General features: G+C 74.2%; 20 protein-coding genes. 8 read left to right on the top strand and 12 right to left on the bottom strand.

Going from position 1 to position 25,925, the window contains the following annotated elements; translation table 11 throughout:
- The first annotated feature begins 85 nt into the window (after positions 1-85).
- The gene (locus AKI01S_RS20515; protein ID WP_157419970.1) at positions 86-421 is read left to right on the top strand and encodes a hypothetical protein; all 336 of its coding nucleotides are present in this window, start codon (positions 86-88) and stop codon (positions 419-421) included.
- Positions 418-1,080, top strand: a complete 663-nt coding sequence (locus tag AKI01S_RS20510) for a hypothetical protein (protein ID WP_067820119.1) — start codon at positions 418-420, stop codon at positions 1,078-1,080. The genes AKI01S_RS20515 and AKI01S_RS20510 overlap by 4 nt, the downstream gene beginning before the upstream one ends.
- Positions 1,081-1,144: 64 nt before the next feature.
- Here AKI01S_RS20510 and panB read toward each other — a convergent pair whose 3' ends face one another.
- Positions 1,145-2,008 carry a 3-methyl-2-oxobutanoate hydroxymethyltransferase gene (gene panB / locus AKI01S_RS20505; protein ID WP_067820116.1) on the bottom strand — a complete coding sequence of 288 codons (864 nt, stop codon included), beginning with the start codon at positions 2,006-2,008 and terminating at the stop codon, positions 1,145-1,147.
- Between the two features lie 210 nt (positions 2,009-2,218).
- Between panB and AKI01S_RS20500 the strand changes: the two genes are divergently transcribed.
- The 3 genes from AKI01S_RS20500 to AKI01S_RS20490 all read left to right on the top strand — a co-directional run bounded on the left by AKI01S_RS20500 (position 2,219) and on the right by AKI01S_RS20490 (position 6,686).
- On the top strand, positions 2,219-3,793 hold the full coding sequence (locus tag AKI01S_RS20500; RefSeq protein WP_067820113.1) for an MFS transporter: 1,575 nt from the start codon (positions 2,219-2,221) through the stop codon (positions 3,791-3,793).
- A gap of 14 nt (positions 3,794-3,807) precedes the next feature.
- Complete coding sequence (locus tag AKI01S_RS20495; RefSeq protein ID WP_067820109.1) at positions 3,808-4,419, top strand: TetR/AcrR family transcriptional regulator; 612 nt, start codon at positions 3,808-3,810, stop codon at positions 4,417-4,419.
- Positions 4,420-4,544: 125 nt separating this feature from the next.
- A complete protein-coding gene (locus AKI01S_RS20490; RefSeq protein WP_067820104.1) occupies positions 4,545-6,686 on the top strand; it encodes a SpoIIE family protein phosphatase in 2,142 nt (713 codons plus the stop codon).
- A gap of 15 nt (positions 6,687-6,701) precedes the next feature.
- On the opposite strand, the gene AKI01S_RS20485 is transcribed toward AKI01S_RS20490, so the two are convergent.
- Positions 6,702-8,489 carry an NAD+ synthase gene (locus tag AKI01S_RS20485; RefSeq protein ID WP_067820101.1) on the bottom strand — a complete coding sequence of 596 codons (1,788 nt, stop codon included), beginning with the start codon at positions 8,487-8,489 and terminating at the stop codon, positions 6,702-6,704.
- A gap of 32 nt (positions 8,490-8,521) precedes the next feature.
- Positions 8,522-9,772 (bottom strand): MDR family MFS transporter, encoded by a 1,251-nt coding sequence (locus AKI01S_RS20480; RefSeq protein ID WP_218009750.1) that lies wholly within the window; start codon positions 9,770-9,772, stop codon positions 8,522-8,524.
- A gap of 55 nt (positions 9,773-9,827) precedes the next feature.
- On the opposite strand from AKI01S_RS20480, the gene AKI01S_RS20475 reads away from it, so the two are divergent.
- Positions 9,828-10,793, top strand: a complete 966-nt coding sequence (locus AKI01S_RS20475) for an ArsR/SmtB family transcription factor (protein WP_067820098.1) — start codon at positions 9,828-9,830, stop codon at positions 10,791-10,793.
- Positions 10,794-10,813: 20 nt separating this feature from the next.
- Here the strand turns inward: AKI01S_RS20475 and AKI01S_RS20470 are convergent, their stop codons facing one another.
- Entirely contained in the window at positions 10,814-11,854 is a 1,041-nt protein-coding gene (locus AKI01S_RS20470; RefSeq protein ID WP_174567402.1) for a terpene synthase family protein, read from the bottom strand.
- Between the two features lie 284 nt (positions 11,855-12,138).
- On the opposite strand from AKI01S_RS20470, the gene glnA reads away from it, so the two are divergent.
- Complete coding sequence (glnA, locus tag AKI01S_RS20465) at positions 12,139-13,500, top strand: type I glutamate--ammonia ligase (RefSeq protein WP_067820091.1); 1,362 nt, start codon at positions 12,139-12,141, stop codon at positions 13,498-13,500.
- A 55-nt stretch (positions 13,501-13,555) separates the two neighbouring features.
- Here glnA and AKI01S_RS20460 read toward each other — a convergent pair whose 3' ends face one another.
- From AKI01S_RS20460 to AKI01S_RS20450, 3 genes are all read right to left on the bottom strand, one after another.
- Positions 13,556-14,932: a VCBS repeat-containing protein gene (locus AKI01S_RS20460; RefSeq protein ID WP_067820088.1), complete on the bottom strand. Its 1,377-nt coding sequence runs from the start codon at positions 14,930-14,932 to the stop codon at positions 13,556-13,558.
- 163 nt (positions 14,933-15,095) lie between these two features.
- On the bottom strand, positions 15,096-16,505 hold the full coding sequence (locus AKI01S_RS20455) for a VCBS repeat-containing protein (RefSeq protein WP_067820084.1): 1,410 nt from the start codon (positions 16,503-16,505) through the stop codon (positions 15,096-15,098).
- 190 nt (positions 16,506-16,695) lie between these two features.
- A complete protein-coding gene (locus AKI01S_RS20450) occupies positions 16,696-18,063 on the bottom strand; it encodes a VCBS repeat-containing protein (RefSeq protein ID WP_067820080.1) in 1,368 nt (455 codons plus the stop codon).
- Positions 18,064-18,329: 266 nt separating this feature from the next.
- Here AKI01S_RS20450 and AKI01S_RS20445 point away from each other — a divergent pair, with 266 nt between their 5' ends.
- The gene (locus AKI01S_RS20445) at positions 18,330-21,365 is read left to right on the top strand and encodes a bifunctional [glutamine synthetase] adenylyltransferase/[glutamine synthetase]-adenylyl-L-tyrosine phosphorylase (RefSeq protein ID WP_067820077.1); all 3,036 of its coding nucleotides are present in this window, start codon (positions 18,330-18,332) and stop codon (positions 21,363-21,365) included.
- A gap of 16 nt (positions 21,366-21,381) precedes the next feature.
- On the opposite strand, the gene AKI01S_RS20440 is transcribed toward AKI01S_RS20445, so the two are convergent.
- The 5 genes from AKI01S_RS20440 to AKI01S_RS20420 form a co-directional block, all read right to left on the bottom strand.
- Entirely contained in the window at positions 21,382-22,284 is a 903-nt protein-coding gene (locus AKI01S_RS20440) for a phosphatase PAP2 family protein (RefSeq protein WP_083999921.1), read from the bottom strand.
- A gap of 165 nt (positions 22,285-22,449) precedes the next feature.
- On the bottom strand, positions 22,450-22,845 hold the full coding sequence (locus tag AKI01S_RS20435) for an OsmC family protein (RefSeq protein ID WP_067820074.1): 396 nt from the start codon (positions 22,843-22,845) through the stop codon (positions 22,450-22,452).
- Positions 22,846-22,928: 83 nt separating this feature from the next.
- Positions 22,929-25,112 carry a DEAD/DEAH box helicase gene (locus AKI01S_RS20430; protein ID WP_218009749.1) on the bottom strand — a complete coding sequence of 728 codons (2,184 nt, stop codon included), beginning with the start codon at positions 25,110-25,112 and terminating at the stop codon, positions 22,929-22,931.
- Between the two features lie 100 nt (positions 25,113-25,212).
- Positions 25,213-25,458 (bottom strand): hypothetical protein, encoded by a 246-nt coding sequence (locus AKI01S_RS20425; protein WP_067820066.1) that lies wholly within the window; start codon positions 25,456-25,458, stop codon positions 25,213-25,215.
- A 45-nt stretch (positions 25,459-25,503) separates the two neighbouring features.
- Positions 25,504-25,914, bottom strand: coding sequence for a thioesterase family protein (locus AKI01S_RS20420; protein WP_083999919.1), 411 nt, complete (start codon positions 25,912-25,914; stop codon positions 25,504-25,506).
- Positions 25,915-25,925: the final 11 nt, after the last annotated feature.

Genomic DNA, 25,925 nt, shown 5'->3' with positions numbered 1-25,925 from the left:
CCGCCCCCTGCGGTGGTTTGTGCGGCCGTTCCGGCGGAACGGACCTGTCGCGTCCTATGATCGGTTCGGGACAGGGCAGGTGAAGATGAGACAGATCCGCTCGGCCGATCCATGGAGCACGTTCCTCGCCCCCGGGCACGCCGTCGCCGCCGAGGACCTGCGGCGGGAGACGCGTTCGGGGATCTCCCGGCCACCGGCCCGCGCCGCCGGGCCCGACCCCTCCGACGCCGCCCGCCGCGTGCTGGAGCGGCTGCGCGCCGCCCGCGGCCCGCGCACCGTGGAGGAGCTGCGGCAGGACACCGGCCTCGGGTCGCTGGAGATCGCCGGAGCGGTGGCGGACCTGCGCGAACGCGGCCTGGTCACCGTCGAACGCGAGGTCGACGAGGTGGTCCGGCTGACCGGCGGTGACCGCGCCGGGTGATCGGATACGTCATCGCGGTCTCGCTGAGCTGCCTGGTCGGGATCGCCGAGCTGGTCAGCCGCTACCGGGACCGCCCGACCACGCTGGTGCGGGTGCCCAGCACCTGGGTCTACGTGCTCATCAACGGCGCGGCCGGGGCGGGCTCGCTGCTGCTGCTCCATACCTTCGACTGGCGGTTCGGGGTGAAGTCGCCCGAGGTGGTCGGCGCCACCCAGGTCCTGGTGGCCAGCCTCGGGTCGATGATGGTGTTCCGCAGTGCCGTGTTCACGGTGCGGGTCGGGGACGAGGACGTGGCGGTCGGGCCGAGCACGCTGCTGACCTCGCTGCTGGCGGCGGCCGACCGGGGCGTGGACCGGATGCAGGCCAAGACCCGCGCCAACGAGGCCGGGGACATCATGCAGGGCATCTCGTTCGCCAAGGCGCAGCTGGCCCTGCCCACCTACTGCCTGGGCCTGCTGCAGAACGTGTCGGCCGAGGACCAGGCCGCGCTGCGCACCGCCGTGGACGCCCTGGCGGGCAGCGACATGACCGACGGGCAGAAGGCCCTCAACCTCGGCCTGCTGCTGATGAACGTCGCCGGTCCCGACGTGCTGAAGGCCGCCGTGGAGACGCTGCGCGCGGAGATCTCCACCGAACCGGCCCTGACCGGCGCCGCCTGACCGTGCGGACGCGCGGACGGCCGCGCCCCCGGAGCGCGGGGACGCGGCCGTCCGCGTCAGATGATCAGTGGTAGGCGTGCTCGGGGCCCGGGAACGCGCCGCCGACGACCTCGCGCCCGAACTCGCGGGCGGCGTCGCCGAGGAGGGTCCGCAGGTCGGCGAACTTCTTGACGAACCTGGCGGTGTGCTCGGTCAGCCCGGCCATGTCCTGCCAGACCAGGACCTGGGCGTCGGTGGAGCCGCCCGCGCCGATGCCGATGGTGGGGATCGACAGCGAGGTGGTCACCCGCTCGGCCAGCTCTTCGGGGACGCACTCCAGCACGACGGCGAACGCCCCGGCCGCCTCCAGCGCCTTGGCGTCGGCCATCAGCTCCTCGCCCGACTCGCCGCGCCCCTGGACGCGGTAGCCGCCGAACACGTTCACCGACTGGGGCGTGAGCCCGAGGTGGCCCATCACCGGGATCCCGGCGGCGACCATCGCCTCGGCCTGCGGCAGCACGCGGCGGCCGCCCTCCAGCTTGACGGCGTGCGCGCCGGTCTCCTTCAGGAACCGGCTGGCGGTGGCCAGCGCCTCGGGGACGCCGGTCTGGTAGGAGCCGAACGGCAGGTCGGCCACGACCATCGCCCGCCGGGACCCGCGTACGACGGCGGCGGTGAGCGGGATGAGGTCGTCGACGGTGACGGGGATCGTCGAGTCGTAGCCGTAGACGACCATGGCGGCGGAGTCGCCGACCAGCAGCACGGGGATCCCCGCCTCGTCGAAGACGCGCGCGGTCATGGCGTCGTAGGCGGTCAGCATGGGCCACTTCTCGCCGCGCCGCTTGGCGGCGGCGATGTCCCGGACGGTCACCCGTCGGGTGCCCTGGCCGCCGTACAGAGCGGTCGACGGGGCGGACGACTGGGCGGACGTGGACGTCGCTACAGACACGGTTGTACCTCCAGCAGTCTCGAGGCGCCACGGTGGCGTACCCGGACGGGACCGATGATCCCACTGTCCCAACGTTTGCGGTAGCCCCCGGATTCCTCCCACGTTTCGAAACGATACTGTTGCGTATCGATTCTCCGGGGCGTACGCTCGTCGGGTCATTACGAAACGTCCCCGTATCGATTGAGCCTCCGGCTCTCCCCGAGGAGCCCCATGGATCCGCAGACCGTCCAGCGCCGACGCTGGTACGTCCTGGGGGTGCTGACGTTCAGCCTGCTGGTGGTGGTGCTGGACAACACCATCCTCAACGTCGCCCTCAAGACCATCGCCGACCCCGACAAGGGCCTCGGCGCGACCCAGAGCGAGCTCGCCTGGTCGATCAACTCCTACACGCTGGTCTTCGCCGGCCTGCTGTTCACCTTCGGCGTGCTGGGCGACCGGCTGGGCCGCAAGAGGGTGCTGCTGGGCGGCATGGCCGTCTTCGGCGTCGCCTCGCTGGCCTCGGCCTACGCGCAGAGCCCCGAGCAGCTCATCTGGGCCCGCGCGCTGATGGGCCTCGGCGGCGCGGCGATCATGCCGCAGACGCTGTCGATCATCACCAACGTGTTCGAGCCGCACGAGCGCGCCCGCGCCATCGGCATCTGGACCGGCGCGGTCGGCCTGGCCGTCGCCATCGGCCCGGTCACCGGCGGCCTGCTCCTCCAGCACTTCTGGTGGGGCTCGGTCTTCCTGATCAACGTCCCGGTCGTCGTGGTCGGCCTGGTCGCGATGGTGTTCCTGGTGCCCGACTCCCGCAACACCGCCCCCGGCGGGCTCGACCCGCTCGGCGTGCTGCTGTCGGTCGTCGGCCTGGTCGCGCTGTCCTACGGCATCATCCAGGGCGGCGAGCGCGGCTCCTGGCTGGAGGCCGGCGTGCTCGGCCCGCTGCTGGGAGGCGCGGCGGTGCTGGCGGCGTTCGCCTGGCACGAGGCGCGCAGCGAGCACCCGGCGTTCGACGTGCGGCTGTTCCGCGACCCGCGCATGTCCGCCGCCGTGGCGGCGATCGCGCTGTGCTTCTTCGCCGCCGCCGGGGTGTTCTTCTTCGCCAACTTCTACATGCAGTCGGTGCGCGGGCTGTCGCCGCTCCAGGCGGGCGCGATGGTGCTGCCGTTCGCCGCCGCCCAGCTGATGTTCTCGCCGCGCAGCGCCGCGATCGTCCGCCGCTTCGGGGCCAAGGCCGTCAGCGCCACCGGGCTGCTGCTGGTGTCGGCCGCGCTGCTCGGCTACCAGCTCATCGGCGCCGACACCCCGCTGTGGGTGCTCGGGGTCATCTTCTTCGTGCAGGGCACGGGCATGGCCAACGTGATGCCCCCGGCCACCGAGTCGATCATGTCGGCGCTGCCCCGCGAGAAGGCGGGCTCGGGCTCGGCCGTCAACAACACCGCCCGCCAGGTCGCCGTCGCCCTCGGCGTCGCGGTGCTCGGCTCGGTCGTCGCCTCGGTCTACCGCGACGGGATCCGCGAGGAGCTGGCCGCGCTGCCCGCCGGGGTGCGCGGGATGGCCGGCGAGTCCATCGAGGGCGCGCACGCCGTCGCCGCCCGGCTCGGGGAGGCCGGCCGCGGCCTGGTCGAGCCCGCCAACGCGGCGTTCCTCGACGGCATGCACGCCGCCGCCGCGGCGGCGGCCGTCATCGCGTTCGTGGGCGCGATGGTGGCGCTGCGCTGGATGCCCGGCCGCGCCGCCGCCGAGCCGCCCCCGGCCCCCGCCGTGCGACCGGAGGCGCCCTCTCGCGAGGTCGCCGAAGTGTGAAAGCCTGAACCGCGATGACCACCGAGAGCACCATGGGCGACGGCGCGCCGGGGCGGACGCCGGGCCGGCCCCGCAGCGAACGCGCCGAGCAGGCGATCATCGAGGCCACCATCGACCTGCTCGCCGAGGAGTCGGGCGTGGCCGGGGTCACCATCGAGGCCGTGGCCGCCCGCGCCGGGGTCGGCAAGACCACCATCTACCGGCGCTGGCCCAACAAGGAGGCGCTGATCGTCGGCGCGCTCGCCACCCTGAAGGGGCCGCTGCCCGAACCGCCCGGCCGCTCGGCGCGGGAGGACCTGCTCGTGCTGGGCGAGGCCCTCGCCGCCGAGCGCCACGCCAAGCACGGCCGGTGCTTCTTCAACGTGCTCGGCGGCGCCGAGAAGCACCCCGAGCTGTACGCCCGGTACCGGCAGGACGTCATCGAGCCGCGCCGCGAGGTGATGCGCCGGGTGCTGCGCCGGGGCGTCGAACGCGGCGAGCTGCGTCCCGACCTCGACGTGGAGGTCGTGATGACGTTGCTGGTGGGGCCGTTCGCGATGCGCGGCCCCCGCGAGGCCCTCGCGCCGGGCTTCGTGGAGAGCGCCGTGGACACCCTGCTCCGGGGCATCGCGCACCCCGGAGGGTAAGGAACCCCTTACCCTTTTCTCCGCGGTAAGCGTGATCTTCTCCCCGTGAGGCCCTGTCATGCCCCATACTGGCGCAGGGGAGTGGTTGGACGACGGCTGACTGGAGCGCGTCAGTGAGATCCGTGATGGCGCCGAGAGGCGATGCGCCCGTTGGCGACTCGCCGTCCCGCACCCTGGTCCTCGGCGTCGACCGCGCCCGCCGCGTCGCGCAGTGCGGGCCCAACGCGGCGGCGGTGCTGGGCCGGGAGCCGCACGACCTGATCGGGCGGCCCGCCGCCGACCTGGTCGACGACGACGCCAAGGCCGACCTGGAGAACCTCCTGGAGGCCCTGGCGGGCGCCCAGGAGCGCACCGTGATGCTGACGGTGCGGCGCGGCGACGGCGGCGGCGCCGACGCCGTGGTGACCGCCCAGCCGCTGGTCGGCCCGGTCGAGGGCACCCTCGACGGCGCCTCCGCCGACGGCGCCTCCGCCGCGACCGCGCTGGCGGGGCTGCTGTACGTGCGGGTGGCGCTGCCGCCCAGCGAGCGTTACCAGGACCCGGCGCTGATGCGGCGGGCGCTGATGGACGACCCGCTGACCCGGTTCGGCGCGTCGCTGGACCTGGACCAGACCGCGCGCGGCCTCGTCGAGGTCATCGTCCCGCACTACTGCACCACCGCGTCGGTGCTGGTGCTGGAGAGCCTGGTCGCCGCCGACGAGGTGCACGGCGAGTCCGGGTCGGCGGTGCTGCGCCGCATCGCGGTCACCTCCGACGACGGCAACGCGCTGTGGACCGCGACGTTCCCGGTGGGCGAGGTGCTGGTCTTCCCCGAGGGCACCCCCTACCGGGAGGTCCTGGACACCGCGCGGCCCGTCCACCTGCCGCACGTCAACATCGACCTGGCCGGGGACATCGCCCGCAAGTGGCGGCGCAACCCGGTCGCCGGGCTGCTCACCGACGTGTCGATGGTGCTGCTGCCGCTGATCGCCCGCGACACGCTGCTCGGCTTCATCGCCTGCACGCGCGTTCCGGGGTTCCGCCGGTTCGACGCCTACGACGTCGAGATCGGCATGGAGTTCGCCACCCGCGCGGCGATCGTCATCGACAACGCGCGCCGCTTCAGCCGCGAGCGCGCCACCGCGCTGGCGCTGCAGCGCAGCCTGCTGCCCAACCGGCTGTCCGCGCCGACCCCGGTGGAGGTGCGGCACCGCTACCTGCCCGGCAGCAAGCTGGTCGAGGTCGGCGGCGACTGGTACGAGTCGATCGCGCTGCCCGGCGCGCGCGTCGCGCTGATCGTGGGCGACGTCGCCGGGCACGGGGTGCGCGCCGCCGTCACGATGGGACGGCTGCGGACCGCGCTGCACACCCTCGCCAACCTGGAGCTGCCGCCCGCCGACGCGCTGCACGTCATGCACGAGCTGATGATCGAGCTGGGCGAGCAGGAACCGCACTTCGCCACCTGCGTGTACGCCGTGTACGACGCGACCACCGGGGCGCTGGAGATCGCGTCGGCCGGGCACCTGCCGCCGCTGCTGGTCGCGCCCGACGGCTCCAACGAGTACCTGGAGATCCCGCCCGCGCCGCCGCTCGGCGTGTCGGGCGGCGCGGCCATCGAGAGCCGCGAGTTCACCGTCGAGGACGGCAGCGTCTTCGTCATCTACACCGACGGCCTGGTGGAGAACCGGGGCCGCGACATCGACGACGGCCTGGCCCGGCTGCGCGGGGTGTTCGGCTCCGACACCGCGACCCGGCCGATGGAGGACCTGGCCAAGGCGACCCTGGCCGGGGTGTACGCCGACCAGCACCGCGACGACATCGCCGTGCTGATCTCCCGGCTGCGCCGGCTGCCCGAGGAGCACGTCGCGTCCTGGACGCTGCCCGCCGACCCGGCGGCCGTGCGCCGCGCCCGGGGCCTGGTCCGCACCAGGCTCGACGAGTGGGGCCTGGAGTCGCTGACCTACCAGACCGAGCTGCTGGCCTCGGAGCTCATCACCAACGCGCTGCGCTACGCGACCGGACCGATCCGCCTGCGCCTGCTGCGCGAACGCACCCTCACCTGCGAGGTGCTGGACGGCTCGGCGGCGCTGCCGCGGCTGCGCCACGCCGCCGACGACGACGAGAACGGCCGGGGCCTGCTGGTCGTCAGCCAGGTCGCGCACCGCTGGGGCACGCGCCGCACCCCCGAGGGCAAGGTGGTGTGGTGCGAGCAGCTGATCCCGGGGGTGGACCCCGACCCGGCCGAGCCCGTTCCGGCCTGGCCGGGCGAGAACCACCACCGGGAGTGACCCGCCGGGAGCGGGTCAGGTGGTCTCGCGCCAGCGGTTGGTGATCGGCACACGGCGGTCGCGGCCGAAGTTCTTCGGCGTCACCTTCGGGCCCGGCGGGTACTGGCGGCGCTTGTACTCGGCCAGGTCGGTCAGGCGGATCACGCGTTCCACCAGCGCCGGGTCGTGGCCCGCGGCGACCAGGGCGTCGCGGCCCATGTCCCGCTCGACGTAGTCCACCAGCAGCGGGTCCAGCACGTCGTAGGGCGGCAGGGTGTCGCGGTCCTTCTGGTCGGGGCGCAGCTCGGCCGACGGCTCCTTGACGATGATCGCCTCGGGGATCGGCTCGGCCTCGAAGGGGTGCAGGAACGGCAGGTCCCGGCCGACCGCGGCGTTGCGCCACCGGGCCAGCGCCCACACCATCGTCTTGACCAGGTCCTTGATGGGGGCGAAGCCGCCCGCCGAGTCGCCGTACAGGGTGGAGTAGCCGGTCGCCAGCTCGCTCTTGTTGCCGCCGGTGAGGACCAGGTGGCCCTCCTGGTTGGACAGGCCCATCCAGACGTTGGCGCGGACGCGGGCCTGGAGGTTCTCGGCGGCCAGGCCGGTGAGCTCCAGCTCGGCCTCGAACGCGTCCACCATCCCCCGGATCGGGACCAGCCGGGAGGCGACGCCCTGGCGCTTGACCAGCTCCTCGGCGTCGGAGACCGAGTGGTCGGTGGAGTAGCGGCTCGGCAGCAGGACCACGTGGACGTTCTCCGGGCCGATGGCGTCGCAGGCGATCGTGGTGACCAGCGCCGAGTCGATGCCGCCGGACAGGCCGAGGATCACCGAGCGGAAGCCGTTCTTGCGGACGTAGTCGCGGGTGCCGGTGACCAGCGCGCCGTACACCTCGGCCAGGCCGTCCAGCGGCTCGGCGGCCTCCTGGGGCAGGACGTCGTAGGCCGGGACCGGGTCGGGCGTCAGGACGTGCCGCTCGACGGTGATGGTGGTGCCGTCCAGGGCGTCCACCGGGGTGCGGCCCGGCTCGCGCGCCGGGTCGGCGGCGGGCAGCGCCAGGTCGGCCACCAGCAGGTGCTCGACGAACTGCGGGGCGCGGGCCAGCGGCGTCCCGTCCGCGGCCACGATCACCGAGTCGCCGTCGAAGACCAGCTCGTCCTGGCCGCCGACCATGTTGACGTAGGCCAGGGCGCAGCCCGCCTCGCGGGCGCGCCGGGCGCACAGCTCCAGCCGGACGTCGTCCTTGTCGCGCTCGTAGGGGGAGGCGTTGAGGGCGAGCAGCAGCCCGGCGCCCGCCGCGGCGGTGACGCCGACCGGGCCGCCGTCCTGCCACAGGTCCTCGCAGACGACGGTGGCGACGTCCACGCCGTGGACGCGGACCACCGGGAGCCGGTCGCCGCGCACGAAGATCCGGTACTCGTCGAAGACGCCGTAGTTGGGCAGGTGGTGCTTGGCCGAGCGGACCAGCACCTCGCCGCCGTGCAGCCAGGCCGCCGCGTCCAGCGGGGACCCGGCGGGCTGGCCCGCGCGGACCAGGCTGACGGAGCGGCGGTCCAGGTAGCCCACCACCACGGGCAGGTCGCCGAGGCCCGCGTCGGCCAGGCGCCGCGCGAGCTTCTCCAGGGCGCGCTGGGAGGCCTGGACGAACGACGAGCGCAGCGCCAGGTCCTCCACGGGGTAGCCGGTCAGCGTCATCTCGGGGAAGGCGACCAGGTGTGCGCCCGCGTCGGCGGCGCGCCTGCTCCACTCCACGATGAGGTCGGCGTTGCCGTCGAGGTCGCCGACGGTCGGGTTCACCTGCGCGAGTGCGATCCGGAGCTGTGCCACGGCCCCAGCCTAGGTGATCGCCCCTGGTTTCGTCACTTTGACGAGAAGGGGGGTGTGGCACGGCGGCGCAGCGCGGGGGACAGCGCCAGCACGCCCGCCGCCGCCGCGACCCCGATCCCGCCGCAGGTGAGCCAGAGGACCTCCCGGCCGAACCCGAGCAGCTGGGTGCCGCCCAGCGGGGCCAGCAGGAAGCCGCCGGACCACGCCACGCCCCACAGCGCGTTGTAGCGGCCGCGCAGGTGCGGCCGGGCCAGGTCGGCGACGATCGCCTGCCCGGACACCGAGGCGATGATCTCCCCGACGGTCCACAGCAGGATCGTGCCGACGAACCCCCACACCGTGGTGGCCAGCGCGGTCGCCGCGTAGCCGACGCCGACCAGCGCGAACCCCGCGGCCAGCACCGGACCGCGGTCGAAGCGCGCCAGCCAGGGGCCGACCAGCGGCTGCACCAGCACGATCAGCACGCCGTTCATGGCGATCGCCAGGCCGTAGTCCCGCGGGCCGAGGCCCAGCTCCCGCATCGCCAGCGGCATGGTCGTCATGCCCTGCATCAGCGTGAACACGTACGCCAGGAACAGCAGCGTGTAGGCGACCATCACCCGGTCGCGCAGCACCTCGCCGAACCCGCCCCGCGGGGCGCCGTCGTCCGCGCCGGGCTCGGGCCGGGACTCGGGGACCGCCCGCCACACCAGCGCGCCGAACAGCACGCAGGTGGCCGCGTTGATCCAGAACAGCCAGAGGAAGCCCTGCTCGGCGAGCATCCCGCCGAACACCATCGCGACCGCCCAGCCGAGGTTGACCGCCCAGAACAGCATCGCGAACGCGCGGGGCCGGTCGGCGGGGTCGATGATGTCGGCGACCGCCGCGGCGGACGCGGGCCGGTACATGTCCATGGTCAGGCCGAGCAGCAGCGCCGCCGCCATGATCATCGGCAGGCCGCGGGCGTGGCCGAGCGCCAGCATCGCCCCGCCGGTCGCGAACGTGGCCAGCGTCATCGTGGTGCGGCGCCCGATCCGGTCGGCCAGCGTCCCGCCGATCACCTGCGCGCCCAGCGACCCGATCCCGAGGACCGTCACCACCAGGCCCGCCTGCGTGATCGACAGCCCGCGCATGGTGGTGAGGAACAGCGCGAGGAACGGCTCGACCATCGCGCCGGTGCGGTTGACGAGAGTCCCCGCCCACAGGGCCCAGAACGACCGGGGGAACCCGCCGACGCGGGTGTGCAGGAAGGCGGGCATGCGGCCGGGCGGCGCCGGGAGGACGGCGGGTTCGGGGATGGTCATGGACGAGATCCTCGGGGCGGGGCACCGGCCGCGGAAGTGATTTAGCCTGGGCTAAATGATCGAGTTCGAGTGCGCGCCGCAGGACGTGGCGCGGGTCCGGTTCGCGTTCTCGCCGCTGTGGGAGCTGGTCCACACGCTGCGGGTCCTGGACGACCCGGCCCGGTTCGCGCTGCACCTGCCGTGGGTCCACCGGGTGCGGCCCCGGCTGCGCGGGCTCGACATCGGGCTGCTGCGCGCGCTGGTCCCGGCCGGCGGCTACATCCCCGACTTCCTGACGCCGCCGCCGACGACCCCGCTGCCCGACTTCGCCGCCGAGCTGGAGACCGTCCGGGCGACGCCGCCGGAGGTCGTCGCCCGCGAGATCGGCTGGACGCGGTGGGGCCCGGTCGCCCCGGAGCGCAGGGCCCTGGTCGCCGAGCCCGGACGCACCCTGGAACGCGTCGCCGACCAGCTGGAGCGGTACTGGGCCGCCGCCCTGGAACCGCACTGGGAGGCGGTCCGCGACCTGCTGGAGGGCGACGTGCTGCGCCGCGCCCGCGCGCTCGCCGAGCAGGGGGCCGAGGGGGTCTTCGCCGGCCTGCACCCGACCGTCCGGTGGGAGGCCGGGACGCTGCGGATCGACCGCTGGTGGGACTTTCGCGGCCCGCTCGGCGGGCGCGGGCTGCTGCTGGTGCCCAGCGTGTTCGTCTGGCCCCGCGCGTCGGTGATGGTGCCGCCCTACCAGCCGATGATCGGCTATCCCGCCCAGGGGATCGCCACGCTGTGGGAGACCCGGCCCGCCGCGCCGCCGGACGCCCTGGCCGCGCTGGTCGGCCGGACCCGCGCGCGGCTGCTCGCCGCGCTCGGCACCCCCGCCTCCACCACCGAGCTGGCGCGGCGGCTCGGCGTCACCGCGGGCGCGGTCAGCCAGCACCTGGGCGTGCTGCGCGCCTGCGGCCTGGTCACCGGGCACCGCCTGGGCCACCGCGTGCTGTACACGCGGACCCGGGCCGGCGACGCGCTGGCCGAGCCGCAGGAGTGATCACGCGGCCCCGGCGGCGGTCACATGGACGCCAGCACGTCCCACAGGCCCTTGGCGCGGCGCGGGCCGTCGTCCCCCTGCCTGCGGTCCTCGGCCCGGGGACGGTAGCGGCCCGACTCGCACAGCCAGTCGATGTGGGCGCGCGGCAGCGCCAGGAACACCTCCACCACCCGCTCGACGTCCGACCGCCGTTCGGGGGTGAGCTGGAGCCAGTTCAGGGCCTCGTCCATGGTCCGCCCGGCGGCCGCCAGGTCCCCGGCGCGGTGCTCGATGCGCTCGACCACCCACTCGACGGTGCGTTCCGGCGGGAAGTCGTAGGCGGCGGAGAGCACGGTGACGTGGTTGTGGGCGTCGCCGCGTTCGGCCTCGCGGGCGTGGGAGGCCACGTCGTTGGACCAGGCGACGATGTCCGCCGTGGCCTCGGACAGGTTCTTCCACCACGGCGTGACCAGCAGCCCGGTCGGCAGTTCCACGTCCAGCATCGGCTCGACCAGGTCGAACAGGAACGGCGCGCACGCCCGGCGGCGGGCCGACGGGTAGTCGTCCACGCCGGGGGCCTCGCCGATGCGGCGGTTGACCGCCTCCTGCGCGCAGCCCGCCCGGTGCTCCTCCATGTGCTGGAGGAACCGGCGCCGCCAGTCGCGGGTCATCCCCGCGGCCGTGGCCTCCCACAGCTCGACCAGGGTGCTCTCCAGCGGGCGCGCGCCGGGCGTGGCGTGCCCGCGCCGCACGGCGGCCAGCAGGGCCCCGTACAGCCCGTGCACTCCGGTGGCGCTGGCCGCCAGCGGCTCGCAGTCCAGCATGTCGTCCAGCGCGAACGCCCAGGTCAGCCAGCGTCCCAGGAGCTCCAGCCGGTCCAGGTCGGCGGTGGGGAACAGCCGGGCGGCCAGCCGGTCGCACCGGGCCCGGCCCAGCGGCGAGGAGTCGGGATCGCCCAGGACCAGGCCGTTGGCCCGCGCCCAGGTGGTGACCCGTTCGCCCAGCGGCCAGGCGTCGGAGGGCAGCACCGAGGGGGTGGCCAGTCCGGACACCCGTTCGGTCATCGATTGCAGCAGCGACACGTCCACAACCCGGCCTACGCTAGTGACCGGTCCCTGACCTGCGGGGACAACGCCACGTCAAGAAAACACAAACCGTCGGGGGCGCCGTGCGGCGTGTGACGTGAGATGGGGGGTATGGCAGAGTTTGCCGTACGGCACCGTCCGCGGATCCGTAACGTCGCGGTAACAGCGACCGGGCATACTGCGAGGTGACCGCGCCTGGCGACCGCCGCACGGCCGCGCCGGAGGGGCGTCAGGGCGGCGGGCCGGACCGGTACGGCACCGCGTCAGCGAGGGAGAGGGCTTTGGACCGTCAGCAGGAGTTCGTGCTCCGCACGCTGGAGGAGCGCGACATCCGCTTCATCCGGCTGTGGTTCACCGACGTGCAGGGGTTCCTGAAGTCCGTGGCCGTCGCGCCCGCCGAGCTGGAGGGCGCCTTCGCCGAGGGCATCGGCTTCGACGGCTCGGCCGTCCAGGGCTTCGCCCGCGTCCACGAGGCCGACATGATCGCCAAGCCGGACCCGGCGACGTTCGCGGTGCTGCCCTGGCGCAGCGAGTCGCCCGGCGTGGCCCGCATGTTCTGCGACATCCTCATGCCGGACGGCACGCCCAGCTTCGCCGACCCGCGCTTCGTGCTGAAGCGGGCGCTGGAGCGGGCCGCCGACCTCGGGTTCACCTTCTACACCCACCCCGAGATCGAGTTCTTCCTGTTCAAGGAGCGTCCCGAGGACGGCCGCGAGCCGATGCCGGTCGACTCCGGCGGCTACTTCGACCACACCCCGCACAGCGCCGCGCACGACTTCCGCCGCAACGCGATCATGATGCTGGAGGCGATGGGCATCTCGGTGGAGTTCTCCCACCACGAGGGCGCCCCCGGCCAGCAGGAGATCGACCTGCGGTACGCCGACGCGCTGACCACCGCCGACAACATCATGACGTTCCGGCTGGTGATGAAGGAGGTCGCCCTCGAACAGGGGGTGTTCGCCTCCTTCCTGCCCAAGCCGTACACCGACCACCCCGGCTCCGGCATGCACACCCACATGTCGCTGTTCGAGGGCGACCGCAACGCCTTCTACGAGCCCGGGGCCGAGTACCAGCTGTCGAAGGTGGGGCGCGCGTTCATCGCCGGGCTGCTGCGCCACTCCGCCGAGATCACCGCGGTGTGCAACCAGTGGGTGAACTCCTACAAGCGGCTGTGGGGTGGCGTCGGGTCCACGGCGGGCGCGGGCGGCGAGGCCCCCGCCTACATCTGCTGGGGCCACAACAACCGCTCGGCGCTGGTGCGGGTGCCGATGTACAAGCCGCAGAAGGGCCACTCGACGCGGATCGAGTTCCGGTCGCTGGACACCGCCGCCAACCCCTACCTGGCGTTCGCGGCGATCCTGGGCGCGGGGCTGAAGGGCATCGAGGAGGGCTACGAGCTGCCGCCGGGCGCCGAGGACGACGTGTGGGCGCTGACCGCCGCCGAGCGCCGGGCGATGGGCATCGAGCCGCTGCCGCAGAGCCTGGACGAGGCGATCCGCGCGATGGAGCGCAGCGAGCTGATGGCCGACGTGCTGGGCGAGCACGTGTTCGACTTCTTCCTGCGCAACAAGCGCCAGGAGTGGGAGGAGTACCGCCGCCAGGTCACCGACTTCGAGCGCAAGCGCCTGATCGAGGTCCTGTAGCGGTACGCCCGGGAACGGGTCCCCGGCTGGGCGGACCCGGCCGGGGCCCGTCGTGTCAGCGCGACAGGACGCCGCCCAGCGCGGCCCTGCGGCCCGCGATGCCGAGGGCGGTGGTGCCGATGTTCTGCACGCCCTTGACGGTCAGGACCTTGCCGGTGCCGGGGAAGACGTAGAGCCGGCCCTCACCCTTGTCCTCGCCGGGAACGCCGACGACCAGGTCGAGACGGCCGTTGCCGTTGACGTCGGCGAACGTCACCGCACCGCCGAACCGGTCGCCCTTCTCGCCGGTGCCGGGCACGCCCTTGGAGTCCTGGTGGACCTTCTGCGCCCCGGTGGAGGTCAGGCCGCCCTTGGCGCCGTACAGGACGACGACGCTTCCGGCCTCGCGCTTGCCGCCGACCGTCGCGGCGCCCGCGCCCACGGCCACGTCGGCCCGGCCGTCCCGGTTGACGTCGCCGACCGCCACCGACGTCAGGCCCGTGCCCTTGTGGTGCCTGGGCTTGGCGAAGCCGCCGGGGAGCCCGAGGCGGACCGACACGGCCGTGGGGGTCGGGTTGCGGTGGTCGGCGGCGAGCAGGGACACGAGGTCGGCCCGGCCGTCGCCGTTGACGTCGCCCGCCGCGACCGGGAGGGCCTCGGGCTCGTGGAGGTAGTGCTGCTTGAGGGACTTCGCCGCCCCCAGCCCCTTGGCGGTGCCCGGCCGCAGGTCGATCCAGGAGTGGCTCACCGTGCCGTCGCTCAGCTGGGAGACGACGGCCGCCAGGTCGGTGCGGCGGTCGCCGTTGAAGTCGCCCGCGGCGAGGTGCACCTCGGTCCCGAAGCCGGGGAGCTGGGGCGCGCCGTCGTCGTTGTCGGGGACGTTGTTGTTGCGCAGCCTCACCGGCTGACCCGGCTTGGCGCCGGGATTGGCGTACACGTACAGGAACTCGCTGTGGAACCCCGAGCTGACGGTGGCCAGGTCCGGGGCGCCGTTGCCGTCGAAGTCGGCGGCCACCGCGTTCTCCCCGGCGGGGCCGGGCAGCTCGGCGGTGCGCGAGGTCAGTCCCTTCGCGCCGCCGTACACGATGGCGTGGCCGCCGCCGCGGCGGCCGACCACCAGGTCGGCGTAGCCGTCGCGGTCGAAGTCGGCCGAGACGAGCCGCTCGCCGGACCCGGGCTTGCCCTCGACGACCTGGCGGCGGGCCGGGTCGGCCCCCTTGGGGCCGCCGTAGACGACGGTGACGAAGTCGCCCCTGCTCCCGTCGGGGGCGCCCGCCGCGATGTCGGCGCGGCCGTCGCCGTTGAAGTCGTTGGGGGCGGCGGGCTTCTTGGCGGTGGCGGCGACCGGGGCGGCGTTGCTCTCGACACCACTCTGGGTGACGACGACGGCGGCGACGGTGCCGAGGGCGACCGTGACGGCGGCGGCCGAGGTGGTGAGGGTTCTGATCCGCATGAACGTCCTTTGTTCGGTGGTGCGTTCGCAGAAAGGACGCCGCAAGATCATCAAAGGTTTACCCGTTCTCAACCTGACGCCGGTAGTGGAGCGGTCCGCCGCCGGGATCCGAGCGCGCCCCGGGCCGTCGGCCACGGTCCGGGGCGCTCGTCGTACCGCCGGGTCAGAACAGCAGGTTGCCGCCCAGGCTGGCGGTGCTGCCCGCGACGCCGAGGGCTGAGGTGCCGATGTTGACGACGCCCTTGGTGGTCACGCCGCCCCCGGCGGTGCCGGGGAACACGTACAGGCGGCCCTCGTTCTTGTCCTCGCGGGGGACGCCGACGACGAGATCGGCCCTGCGGTCGCGGTTGACGTCGCGGAACGCCAGCCCCCCGCCGAACTCGTCGCCCTTCTCGTCGGTGCCGGGAACGCCCTTGCTGTCCTGGCCGAAGACCTGGAACAGCTTGGTGGACGGTCCGGTCCTGGTGCCGCGCACCAGCAGCACCACGCCGCCGCGCGTGCCGCCCTTGCCCTTGTTGAGGTTGACGGCGACCTCGGCCCTGCCGTCGCCGTCCACGTCGCCGACCGCGAGCGCGTAGCCGGTGTAGGCGCCCTTGACGGCCGATCCGAAGCTCTTGAGGCTGACGTAGTGCGGCTTGGCGAAGCCGGAGGCGGTGCCCAGCCGCACCGCGAACGCCCTGGTGTTGCTCCCGTTGGCGTCGGCCGTGTGCACCAGGTCGGTCCTGCCGTCGCCGTTGACGTCGCCCGCGCGGACCAAGGCGGAGGGGACCGCCTCGGTGGAGGGCTGGGAGGTGGCCTTGGCCGGACCCAGCCCCTTGCCGGTGCCCAGGCGCACCACGAGCTTGGACTCGGTCAGGTCGAACGCGATGCGGTACGACTGGACCAGGAGGAGGTCGGTGCGGCGGTCGCCGTTGAAGTCGCCGATCAGCGGCCGGACGGAGTTGTCCTCCGGCCCGCCGGGCGCGCCCGGGTCGGGGTTGGGCGGCAGCGGCAGCCTGGTGACCTGGGGCGCGCCGGGCCTGGCACCGGGGTTGAGGTACAGGTGGACGTCGCCCTCCCGCGTGGTGACCAGGTCGGCGACGCCGTTGCCGTCCAGGTCCCCGGCGGCGGCGTTCCGGAACGACCCGCCGGGAAGCGTCACCGTGCGCGAGGTCAGGCCCTTCGCACCGCCGTAGATCACGCGGCCCGGACCGCCCCCCTTGCTGACGACCAGGTCGGCGTAGCCGTCGCGGTCGAGGTCGGCCGAGGCGAGGGCGAGGCCGAACAGCAGGCCCTCCTTGTCGGGGCTGGTCACGATCTGGCGGCGGCCCGCGCTCGCGCCCTTGGGGCCGCCGTAGACGACGGTGACGAAGCCGGTGGGGCGCGTGCCCTTGATCTTGCCGTAGGGACTGCCGTCGGCGACGTCGGCGTAGCCGTCGCCGTTGAAGTCGCCGGGGGCGGCGGGCTTCTTGGCGGTGGCGGCGACGGGGGCGGCGTTGCTCTCGACACCACTCTGGGTGACGACGACGGCCGCGACGGTGCCGAGGGCGACCGTGACGGCCGCGGCCGAGGTGGTGAGGGTTCTGATCCGCATGAACGTCCTTTGTTCGGTGATGCGTTCGCAGAAAGGACGCCACAAGATCATCAAAGGTTTACCCGTTCTCAACCTGACTCCGGTAGCGGAGCGGTCCGCCCGCGCTTCACGGGGCGCCGCTATCCGTGCGGGCGCACGGGGACGCCCCGGACCGCCGTGCGGAGGTCCGGGGCGTCCGTGGCCGTCCGGCTCAGTCGAGCAGGATCCCTCCCAGGCCCGCCTGCTTGCCGGCGATGCCCAGGTGGGTGGTGCCGAAGTGCTTGACGCCCTTGGTCGTCAGGCCCTTGGTGGTGCTGGCGAAGACGTACAGGCGCCCCTCGCCCTTGTCCTCCCCGGGCACGCCCACGACCAGCTCGGGCTTGCCGTCGCGGTTGGTGTCGGTGATCTGGAGGCCGTCGCCGAACCTGTCACCGGTTTCGGCGGTGCCGGGAATGCCCCGGGAGTCCTGGCCGAACCGCTGGAGGCCCTTGGTGGTCGGGCCGCTCTTGGTGCCGAACAGGACGTACACCATTCCGGCCTGGGGCTTGGAGCCGTCCTTCTCCCCGGGGGCCCCCGCCACGATGTCGGCCTTGCCGTCCTTGTTGACGTCGCCGACCTCCAGGGTGGAGAAGGCGGAGGTCGAGCCGGGGATGCCGGAGGTCGCGCCGTTGAAGACGCGGGCCTTGGCGAAGCCGGTGGCGGTGGCCAGCCGGACCGTGAACGCCCCGTGCGGCGCCGCGGAATCCTCGTCGAGCTTGGCGACCAGGTCGGCACGGCCGTCACCGTTGACGTCGCCCGCCTCGACCTCGGCCGAGTCGATGCCCCTGGTCTGGTCACCGGAGATGACCTTGGCGGCGCCCAGGCCCTTGGCGGTGCCCGGCCGCAGCTCCAGCCAGGAGTTCGACACGATGCCGTCGAGCCAGTTGCTGGCGGCCAGCAGCAGGTCGGTGCGGCGGTCGCCGTTGAAGTCGCCGACCACCGGACGCAGGCTGATGCTGTAGTCGCCCAACTGGGCGACCTTGGACAGCACCGGCGCGCCAGGCTTGGCCCCGGGGTTCATGTAGGTGACGACGTTCTTCTTCTCGGCGTCGGTCGAGGACAGGTCCGGCGCGCCGTTGCCGTCGAAGTCGCCCACGGCGATCCAGCCGCCCACGGCGGGCAGCGCGGCGGTCCGGGACGTCAGTCCCTTGGGTCCGCCGTAGACGATGACCGACGGGGCGCCGGTGCGGCGCGCGGCCAGGTCGGCGTAGCCGTCGCGGTCGAAGTCGGCCGACAGCACCTGGCTGCCGATGACGCCGGTGCCGCCGGGGTTGGCGACCACCTGGCGGCGGGCCGGGTCCAGGCCCTTGGCCCCGCCGTAGACGACGGTGACGAATCCGCCGCCCTGCTGGGGGGTGCCCGAGACGACGTCGGCGTAGCCGTCGCCGTTGAAGTCGCCGGGGGCGGCGGCCTTCTTGGCGGTGGCGGCGACGGGGGCGGCGTTGCTCTCGGTGCCGCCCTGGGTGACGACGACGGCCGCGACGGTGCCGAGGGCGACCGTGACGGCCGCGGCCGACGTGGTGAGGGTTCTGATCCGCATGAACGTCCTTTGTTCGGTGATGCGTTCGCAGAAAGGACGCCGCAAGATCATTTCCGGTTTACCCGCACGTCGCGGAAGTCCGGTGGTTCGTGCCACCGGGCCAGAACAGCAGGTTCCCTCCCGGGAACGCGGAATCACCCGCGACGCCGAGCGAGGGTGTGGCCGAACAGGCCGCCGCGCCGGGCGGCGCCCTTCTCGGTCGGCGCCCTTCTCGGTCGGGGATCCGCGTGCGGGCGTGCGGACGTCCGGCGGACTACGGTTGGGGCGTGAGCGCGCCGTGGAGTCCCGAACGCCGCCCGTCCCCGACCGTCCGGCTCGCCCGGCTGGGCTTCACCGATCCGGGCCGGGCCCACCGGCTCCTCACGGAGGGCGATCCTTTGGACGACGACCTGCTGGCGGCGGTCGGCGGCACCCCCGACCCCGACCTGGCGCTCGCCGGGCTGCTGCGGCTGCTGGCGGCGGCCGACGAACGCGGTGCCGGCGACGGGCTGCGCGCGGCGCTGGAGAAGGAGCCCGCCGTCCGGGACCGGCTGCTGGCCGTTCTCGGCGTGAGCGACGCGCTCGGCGGGCACCTGGCACGGCACCCCGGGCACTGGACCGTCCTGCGCGACGGGGGAGGCGACGCCCCGACGGCCGACGGGCTGCGTGCGGCGCTGCTGCGGGCCGTGGGCGCCGATCCCGACGCCGAGGCCCCGGTGGCGCGCGACGCCTCGCCCGAGACGCTGGTGGCGTTGCGCGTGGAGTACCGGCGGCACCTGCTGGCGCTGGCCGGGCGGGACCTGACCGGCGCGGCCGACCTCGCCGAGGTCGCCGCCGCGCTGGCGGACCTGGCGGCGGCGGCGCTGGAGGCGGGCCTGGCGGTCGCGCGCGCCGAGGTCGAGGGGCACGATGCGTGCCGCCTGGCGGTGATCGGCATGGGCAAGGCCGGGGGTCGCGAGCTCAACTACGTCAGCGACGTCGACGTGGTCTTCGTGGCGGAGGCGCGCGACGGGCACGCCGAGGACGCGGCGCTGCGGGTGGCGACCCGGCTGGCGGCGGCGATGATGCGGGCGTGCTCGGCCAGCACCGCCGAGGGCGCGCTGTGGGAGGTGGACGCGGCGCTGCGGCCCGAGGGCAAGGCCGGGCCGCTGGTGCGCACCCTGGCCAGCCACCGCGCCTACTACGAGCGGTGGGCCAAGACGTGGGAGTTCCAGGCGCTGCTGAAGGCCCGGCCGGTCGCCGGGGACGCCGGTCTCGGCCGCCGCTACCTGGAGATGACCGCCCCGATCGTGTGGCGGGCCGCCGACGGCGAGAGCTTCGTCGCGGACGTGCAGGACATGCGGCGGCGCGTGGAGACCCACCTCAACCAGCGCACCGCCGAGGCCGAACGCCAGCTCAAGCTGGGCCCGGGCGGGCTGCGGGACGTGGAGTTCGCCGTCCAGCTGCTGCAACTGGTGCACGGGCGGACCGACGAGTCGCTGCGCAGCCCCACCACGCTGGACGCGCTCGCGGCGCTGTCGCGGGGCGGCTACGTGGGACGCGACGACGCGGCGGCGCTGACGGCGGCCTACCGGTTCCTGCGGCAGGTGGAGCACCTGATCCAGCTGCACCGGCTGCGCCGCACGCACGTGGTGCCGGACGCCGAGGCCGACCTGCGGCGGCTCGGGCGGGCGCTGGGGCTGCGCGCCGACCCGGTGGGGGAGTTCACGGCGCGGTGGCGGCGGCACGCCCGCGAGGTGCGCCGCATCCACGAGAAGCTGTTCTACCGGCCGCTGCTGCGCGCGGTGGCGCGGCTCCCGGAGGAGGAGGCGCGGCTCACGCCGGAGGCGGCCCGTACCCGGCTGGAGGCCCTCGGCTACCACGACCCGGCGGGGGCGCTGCGGCACATCGAGGCGCTGACCGCCGGGGTGTCACGGCGCGCGGCCATCCAGCGGACGCTGCTGCCGGTGATGCTCGGCTGGTTCGCCGACGCGCCCGACCCCGACGGCGGGCTGCTGGGGTTCCGGCAGGTCAGCGACGCGCTCGGCACGACCCCCTGGTACCTGCGGCTGCTGCGCGACGAGGTCACCGTCGCCGAGCGGATGGCGTGGGTGCTGGGCTCCAGCCGGTACGCCACCGACCTGCTGCTGCGCGCCCCCGACGCCGTCGCGATGCTCGGCACCGCCGCCGAGCTGACGCCCCGGCCGTACGCGGCGCTGCGCGGCGAGGCGCTGGCGGCCGTGCGGCGGCACACCGACGCCGAGGGCGGCGCGAACGGCACCCTGCTCGCCGAGGAGGCCGTCGCGGTCGTGCGGGGGCTGCGCCGCCGCGAGCTGTTCCGGGTCGCGGTCGCCGACCTGCTCGGCCTGGTCGACGTGGGGACGGTGGGGGAGGCGCTGACCGACATCGCGGCCGTCACGGTCGAGGCCGCGCTGCGCGCCGCCCGCCACAAGATCGAACTGGAGCGGCGGGGGCCGCTGCCGACCCGGATGGCGGTGGTGGCGATGGGCCGGTTCGGCGGGCACGAGCTCGGCTACGGCAGCGACGCCGACGTGATGTTCGTCCATGACCCGATGCCCGGCGCGGACGAGCAGGAGGCGGGCCGCGCCGCGTACGCCGTCGCCGAGGAGCTGCGCAGGCTGCTGGCGCTGCCCGCCCCCGACCCGCCGCTGGAGATCGACCCGAACCTGCGGCCCGAGGGGCGCCGGGGACCGCTGGTGCGCACCCTCGCCTCCTACGCCGCCTACTACGCCCGCTGGTCGGAGCCGTGGGAGGCGCAGGCGCTGCTGCGCGCCGACCCGTTCGTCGGCGACCCGGAGCTGTGCGCGCGGTTCGGCGCGCTCATCGACCCGCTGCGCTGGCCCGACGGCGGCATCGACGAGGCCGCCGTCCGGCAGATCCGGCGGCTGAAGGCACGCATGGAGTCCGAACGGCTCCCGCGCGGCGTCGACCGGCGGCTGCACACCAAACTCGGCCCCGGCGGGCTGTCCGACGTCGAGTGGGTCGCCCAGCTGCTGCAACTGCGGCACGCCCACGACGTCCCGGGGCTGCGCACCACCCGCACCCTCGCGGCGCTGGACGCCGCCGCCGACGCCGGGCTGCTCGACCGGTCCGACGCCGGGGTGCTGGCCGACGCGTGGCGGCTGGCCACCCGCATCCGCGGCACGACCATGCTGGTGCGGGGCCGCCCGTCCGACCTGCTGCCCACCGAGCACCACCGCGAGCGCAGCGCCGTCGCCCGCGTCCTGCGCTACCCGGCCACCGGGGAGCTGCTGGAGGACTACCGGCGGCACGCCCGCCGCGCCCGCGCCGTCGTGGACCGCGTCTTCTACGGGGCCGACTGACCCGCCGGGCGATCCGTCAGCGGACGGCGCGGGCCCGGTCGGAGCCGGCCAGGGGGCGCGTCCAGTCCGCGGCCCGCTGCCACGCGGCGGCCCGCAGCCGCAGCAGCGGCGCCGGGCACCGGTGGTACAGGACCCACGACACCGCCAGGGCCGCGCCCACCAGCGCGATCCCCGCGACCGCGTCCAGCACGTAGTGGTTGGCGGTGGACAGGATCACGAACACCGTCGTCGCCGGGTACAGCAGGCCCACGACCTGTGCCCAGCGCCGCCGCGCCAGCCGCATGATGACGTAGCCGCACCACAGGGCCCATCCGGCGTGCATCGACGGCATCGCGGCGTACTGGTTGGTGAGGGTGCCCGACGCGTCGCTGGCGTACAGGCCGAACGAGTGCAGCGCCGTCACCGGGTCCACGAAGCCCTCGCTGTGCAGGAACCGCGGCGGGGCCAGCGGGTACAGCCAGAACCCGACCAGCGCGGCCCCGGTCGCCAGCATGATCGAGGCGCGCAGCCAGCGGTAGTCGCGCGGTCGCCGCCGGTACAGCCACACCACCACGGCGAGCGTCACCGCGAAGTGCGCGGTGGCGTAGAACAGGTTGGCGGTGCGCGCCAGCCACGGCACCTGGAGCAGTAGCTGGTTGAGGCCCAGTTCCACGTCGAGGCCGATCGCCCGTTCGAACCCCAGGATCTGGTCGGCGTGCGCGAACGCCGGGCCGGTGCCGTCCTCGACGAGCAGCAGGCGCGTCAGCGTGTAGGCCGCGTAGAACAGCGCGATCAGCAGCAGCTCCCGCCAGACCGGCGGCGCGGCGAGCGCGCGCCTTCGCCGGGCGGCGGCGGTCCCGCCGGGGGAGGGGCGCCGGCTCGTGGGGGCGGGCCGGTCCGCGACATGGCCGCGGGGGGCTGCGGGGGCGGTTTGGGCCATGTTATTTATCTTTGCCGGGAGGCCACCTCCCTGAGATCACCGCGACGAATGGTCTTCATCTCAGCCTTGAGTAGTACGAACCCCGCACGGCCTCCGGACCTAGGGGGGAGGCGCGGCACCCCGGCGGGGGAGCCGCCGGGGAGGGGAGCCCGCGGGCGGACCGGCTCAGGGGACGATCTGCTCGACCTTCATCGGCTCCTTGAGGGCGTTGCCGACCGTGCAGTAGCTGTCGTGGACGCGCTTGGCGACCTTCCGCAGCACCTCGTCGGCCTCCGCGTCGCCCTCCGGCAGCTCCACGTCGTAGGTGATCGTGATCGTGCCGAGCCTGCTGGTCGCGACCTTGTCGGCCGACACCGTCGCGGCCAGCCGCGCCATGCGGTGCCCGCGCTGGGAGGTCAGCGGCTCCACGGTGACCAGCTCGCAGCCGCCCAGCGCGGCCAGCAGCAGCTCCACCGGCGTGAACGCGCCCTCGGTGTCGCCGTCCCCGATCGCGACGCGCGCCCCGCGGTCGTTGGTCGCCTGGAAGCCGTCGGCGGTGCGCTCGACGTTCACCGTGGCCATGAGATCCCCTTCGGTCACTTGCGGAAGCCGGCGCCCATGCCAACACGCCCGGCACCGGCGATCTTCCCAGAGTTCCCGGACGCTCAGGTGGCCAGCCGTTCCCTCTCCTCCGCGATGATCATCCGGGCGAGCTCCGGCTCGGACACGTCCACCGCGTCCGGCGTCGCCTCCGCCAGGTCGCTGCGCCGCGCGTAGGCGTCGAACAGGCCCTCCTTGACGCGCAGGATCTCCAGCAGCCGCTGGTCGACGCCCTCGGGGGTGAGGATCCGGTGGACCTGCACCCGCCGCGCCTGCCCCATCCGGTGGGCCCGCGCCACCGCCTGCGCCTCCAGGGTGGGCTTGACCTGCGGCTCGCACAGGATGACCACCGAGGCGGCCTGGAGGTTCAGCCCGGTGCCGCCCGCCTGGACCTGGGCGAGCAGCACGGCGTGCCCGGGCTCGTCGGTGAACAGGTCCACGATCTCCTGCCGCCGCGCGGCCGGGACGTCGCCGGTGACGGGGCCGTGGACCTCCCGGCCGAGCGCCTGGTGGACGGCGGCCAGCACGTCGCGGAAGTAGGAGAAGACGACGATCTTGAGCTCGTTCTCGGCGGCCTCCTGGACCAGCTCCACGACGCGGCGCAGCTTGGCCGACCGCTGCGGGTCGGCGTAGGCGGCGCGGCGCATGGCCATGAAGTTGCCGTCCCGCACGGCCTTCCGGTACGCCCGGGCGTCGGCGGCGCTGAACTCCTCCCACTCGTCCACGTGCATGACCTCGGGCAGCTCCAGCAGCACGTCCCGCTGGTTGCGGCGCAGGTAGACGGGCCCGACCGCCGCGCGGAACGCCCTCGGCCCCACGGCCGCGTCGCTCTGCCGGATCGCGGGGAGCAGCTCGGGCCGCAGGTGGGCGACGAGGTTGCGGAACTCCTCGACGCGGTTCTCCATGGGGGTGCCGGTGAGGAACAGCACGCGCCCGACGTTCCCGCACCACGCGGCCACGGCCCTGGACCGGCGGGTCTCGGGGTTCTTGACGAAGTGGGCCTCGTCGACGACGAACATGCCGACGTCCACCCCCGGCGCGGGCGGCAGGGTGTGGAGGCTGTCGAGCGTCGTGACCGCGACGCCCCCGTCCCGCGCCCATTCCTCCCACGCCCGCGCCCGGCCGGGCCCGTGGACCGGCCGCACGGGCAGGAAGCTGCGGCTCTCGACCTCGCGCACCCAGTTGACCAGGACGCTGGCCGGGCAGGCGACCAGGAAGTGCGTGGCCCCCTCGGCGCGCAGGTGGGCCATGGCGGCGATGGCCTGGACGGTCTTACCGAGCCCCATCTCGTCCCCGAGGATCACCCGGCGCTGGGCGAGCGCGAACCGCGCCCCGAACGCCTGGTAGCCGCGCAGGGAGACGTCGCGGTGGGTGTCGTCCAGGGGCTGGGCCCGGACGCGTTCGGCCAGGTCGGTGGGGAGGAAGCCCTCGACGGCGTCGTGCTCGGGGTCGACGGCGGCCAGCTCGGCCAGCAGGGTCTGGTAGTCGGCGGCGCGCAGCTCGTAGTCGATCCAGGCCCGGTCGCCGTCCGCCGGGGGGCGCAGCAGGTCCACCGACGCCTGGGCGAGCAGGGTCCGGGACCCGGCCCGTTCCTCCAGGATCGCGGCCGCCCGCGCGACGGCGGCGCGGGCGCGTTCCCGCTGGGCTCTGGTGGCCAGGACGCGCCGCCACCAGCTGCGCAGAGGCCGGGCGTCGGCGAGGAGCGGGCTCAGCCGCTCGTCCAGCTCCTCGGCGAGGGCGCGGGCCCTGGTGAGGCCGGTCCCGGCGTTGACGAGGCGGTGCAGGGCGATGAGCAGCCGGGTGGTGGCCTCGTCCCGCGACCCGGCGTCGACGCGGATGGAGGCGGACCGCTCGGCGGCCTCGCAGAGCTGGCGCGCGGCGGCATGCAGCTGGTTGGCGGTCTGGGGCCCGACGCCGGGGATCAGCTGGAGCCGGTAGGGGGTGGAGTCGAGCACGTCGAGGACGGTGGAGATCCCGGCCTGCTCGACGGCCCCGAGCCGCAGCCGCCCGCCGGTGACGTCCTTCAGCCGCGCCACGGGCATGGCGGAGAGCTGTTCCCGCGCGATCCCGTTCCGCAACGGCCGCAACGCCTCGTGCACGCCGGCGCGGGCCTCCCGGTGGTCCCCGAGCAACGCCCGCGCGGCCTCCAACAGCTCGTGGGCCCCCCGCAGAACCTCCCGCGGCTCCCGAACGGGCCGTAGACCCTGCTGCACCATCACGCCCTGCCCCTCCCACTGCCAATGGCACATGATGGCACCACCCGGTGACGGAACACCGAGCCTCCACCCGGGCGGCGGCGCCTGCGCCACCGCCCGGATCGCCGGTGGGCGGGTGTCGTGACGGGCGGGGTCAGGCGGCCGGGCCGGCCTCGCCGAGGACGGTGTAGCCCATGATGCTGCGCAGGCACTCCACCTGCTTGACGTGCTCGGCGTCGGAGTCCGCGTCGACGGTCTCGTAGACCCAGCCGAGGTCGGGCACATAGCGGGTGGCGATGAGCTTGCACACGGCGGTGCCGTCGTGTTTCCGCAGGAGCAGCGGCGGGTTCGTCAGGATGCGTATCTCGGAGGGGACGGCGAACGAGGTGGGGGAGTCCATGGTGGCTCCTCGGCCTGGGCGGTTTCGGTGGGGACGGGCGTCCGGTCAGGACGCGGGGCCGCCGATGCGGGCACGGAAGGCCGCCTCGTCGACGATGGCGCGGTCATGGGTGCCGGTGGCCAGCACCCGGCCCGCGGAGTCGGCGGCCGTGAAGGTCACGGTGAACCTGCGGCCGGTGAGCGCGGTGGTGATGTGGAACTCGACCTTCTCGCCGACCGGCGTGGGGGCCAGGTGGCGCATCTCGACCGAGACGCCCACGGTCATCTGGCCCGAGCGCAGGTGGGGTGCGACGGCGGTGACGCACAGCCGTTCCATGTGGCCGAGGATGGCCGGGGTGGACAGCACCTCCAGGTCGTCGTTGCCCCACTGGGTGGCGCAGTCGGCGGGCGCGACGGTGATGGTGCGGCGGGCGTCGACGCGCGGGCCGGGCGCGGGCCGGTCGGGGGTGCCGGACATGGGGTTCTCCT

The organism is Actinomadura kijaniata NBRC 14229, from assembly GCF_001552175.1.
Lineage (GTDB): Bacteria > Actinomycetota > Actinomycetes > Streptosporangiales > Streptosporangiaceae > Spirillospora > Spirillospora kijaniata.
Note: the sequence above shows the minus strand (reverse complement) of the source record. Positions and strands in the feature narration are given on the sequence as shown.

Coding starts and splice junctions, on each gene's coding strand:
- AKI01S_RS20515 (WP_157419970.1), top strand. CDS start 86: ATGAGACAGATCCGCTCGGCCGATCCATGGAGCACGTTCCTCGCCCCC.
- AKI01S_RS20500 (WP_067820113.1), top strand. CDS start 2,219: ATGGATCCGCAGACCGTCCAGCGCCGACGCTGGTACGTCCTGGGGGTG.
- AKI01S_RS20495 (WP_067820109.1), top strand. CDS start 3,808: ATGACCACCGAGAGCACCATGGGCGACGGCGCGCCGGGGCGGACGCCG.
- AKI01S_RS20490 (WP_067820104.1), top strand. CDS start 4,545: ATGGCGCCGAGAGGCGATGCGCCCGTTGGCGACTCGCCGTCCCGCACC.
- AKI01S_RS20480 (WP_218009750.1), bottom strand. CDS start 9,772: ATGACCATCCCCGAACCCGCCGTCCTCCCGGCGCCGCCCGGCCGCATG.
- AKI01S_RS20475 (WP_067820098.1), top strand. CDS start 9,828: ATGATCGAGTTCGAGTGCGCGCCGCAGGACGTGGCGCGGGTCCGGTTC.
- AKI01S_RS20460 (WP_067820088.1), bottom strand. CDS start 14,932: ATGCGGATCAGAACCCTCACCACCTCGGCCGCCGCCGTCACGGTCGCC.
- AKI01S_RS20455 (WP_067820084.1), bottom strand. CDS start 16,505: ATGCGGATCAGAACCCTCACCACCTCGGCCGCGGCCGTCACGGTCGCC.
- AKI01S_RS20450 (WP_067820080.1), bottom strand. CDS start 18,063: ATGCGGATCAGAACCCTCACCACGTCGGCCGCGGCCGTCACGGTCGCC.
- AKI01S_RS20440 (WP_083999921.1), bottom strand. CDS start 22,284: ATGGCCCAAACCGCCCCCGCAGCCCCCCGCGGCCATGTCGCGGACCGG.
- AKI01S_RS20435 (WP_067820074.1), bottom strand. CDS start 22,845: ATGGCCACGGTGAACGTCGAGCGCACCGCCGACGGCTTCCAGGCGACC.
- AKI01S_RS20430 (WP_218009749.1), bottom strand. CDS start 25,112: ATGTGCCATTGGCAGTGGGAGGGGCAGGGCGTGATGGTGCAGCAGGGT.
- AKI01S_RS20425 (WP_067820066.1), bottom strand. CDS start 25,458: ATGGACTCCCCCACCTCGTTCGCCGTCCCCTCCGAGATACGCATCCTG.
- AKI01S_RS20420 (WP_083999919.1), bottom strand. CDS start 25,914: ATGTCCGGCACCCCCGACCGGCCCGCGCCCGGCCCGCGCGTCGACGCC.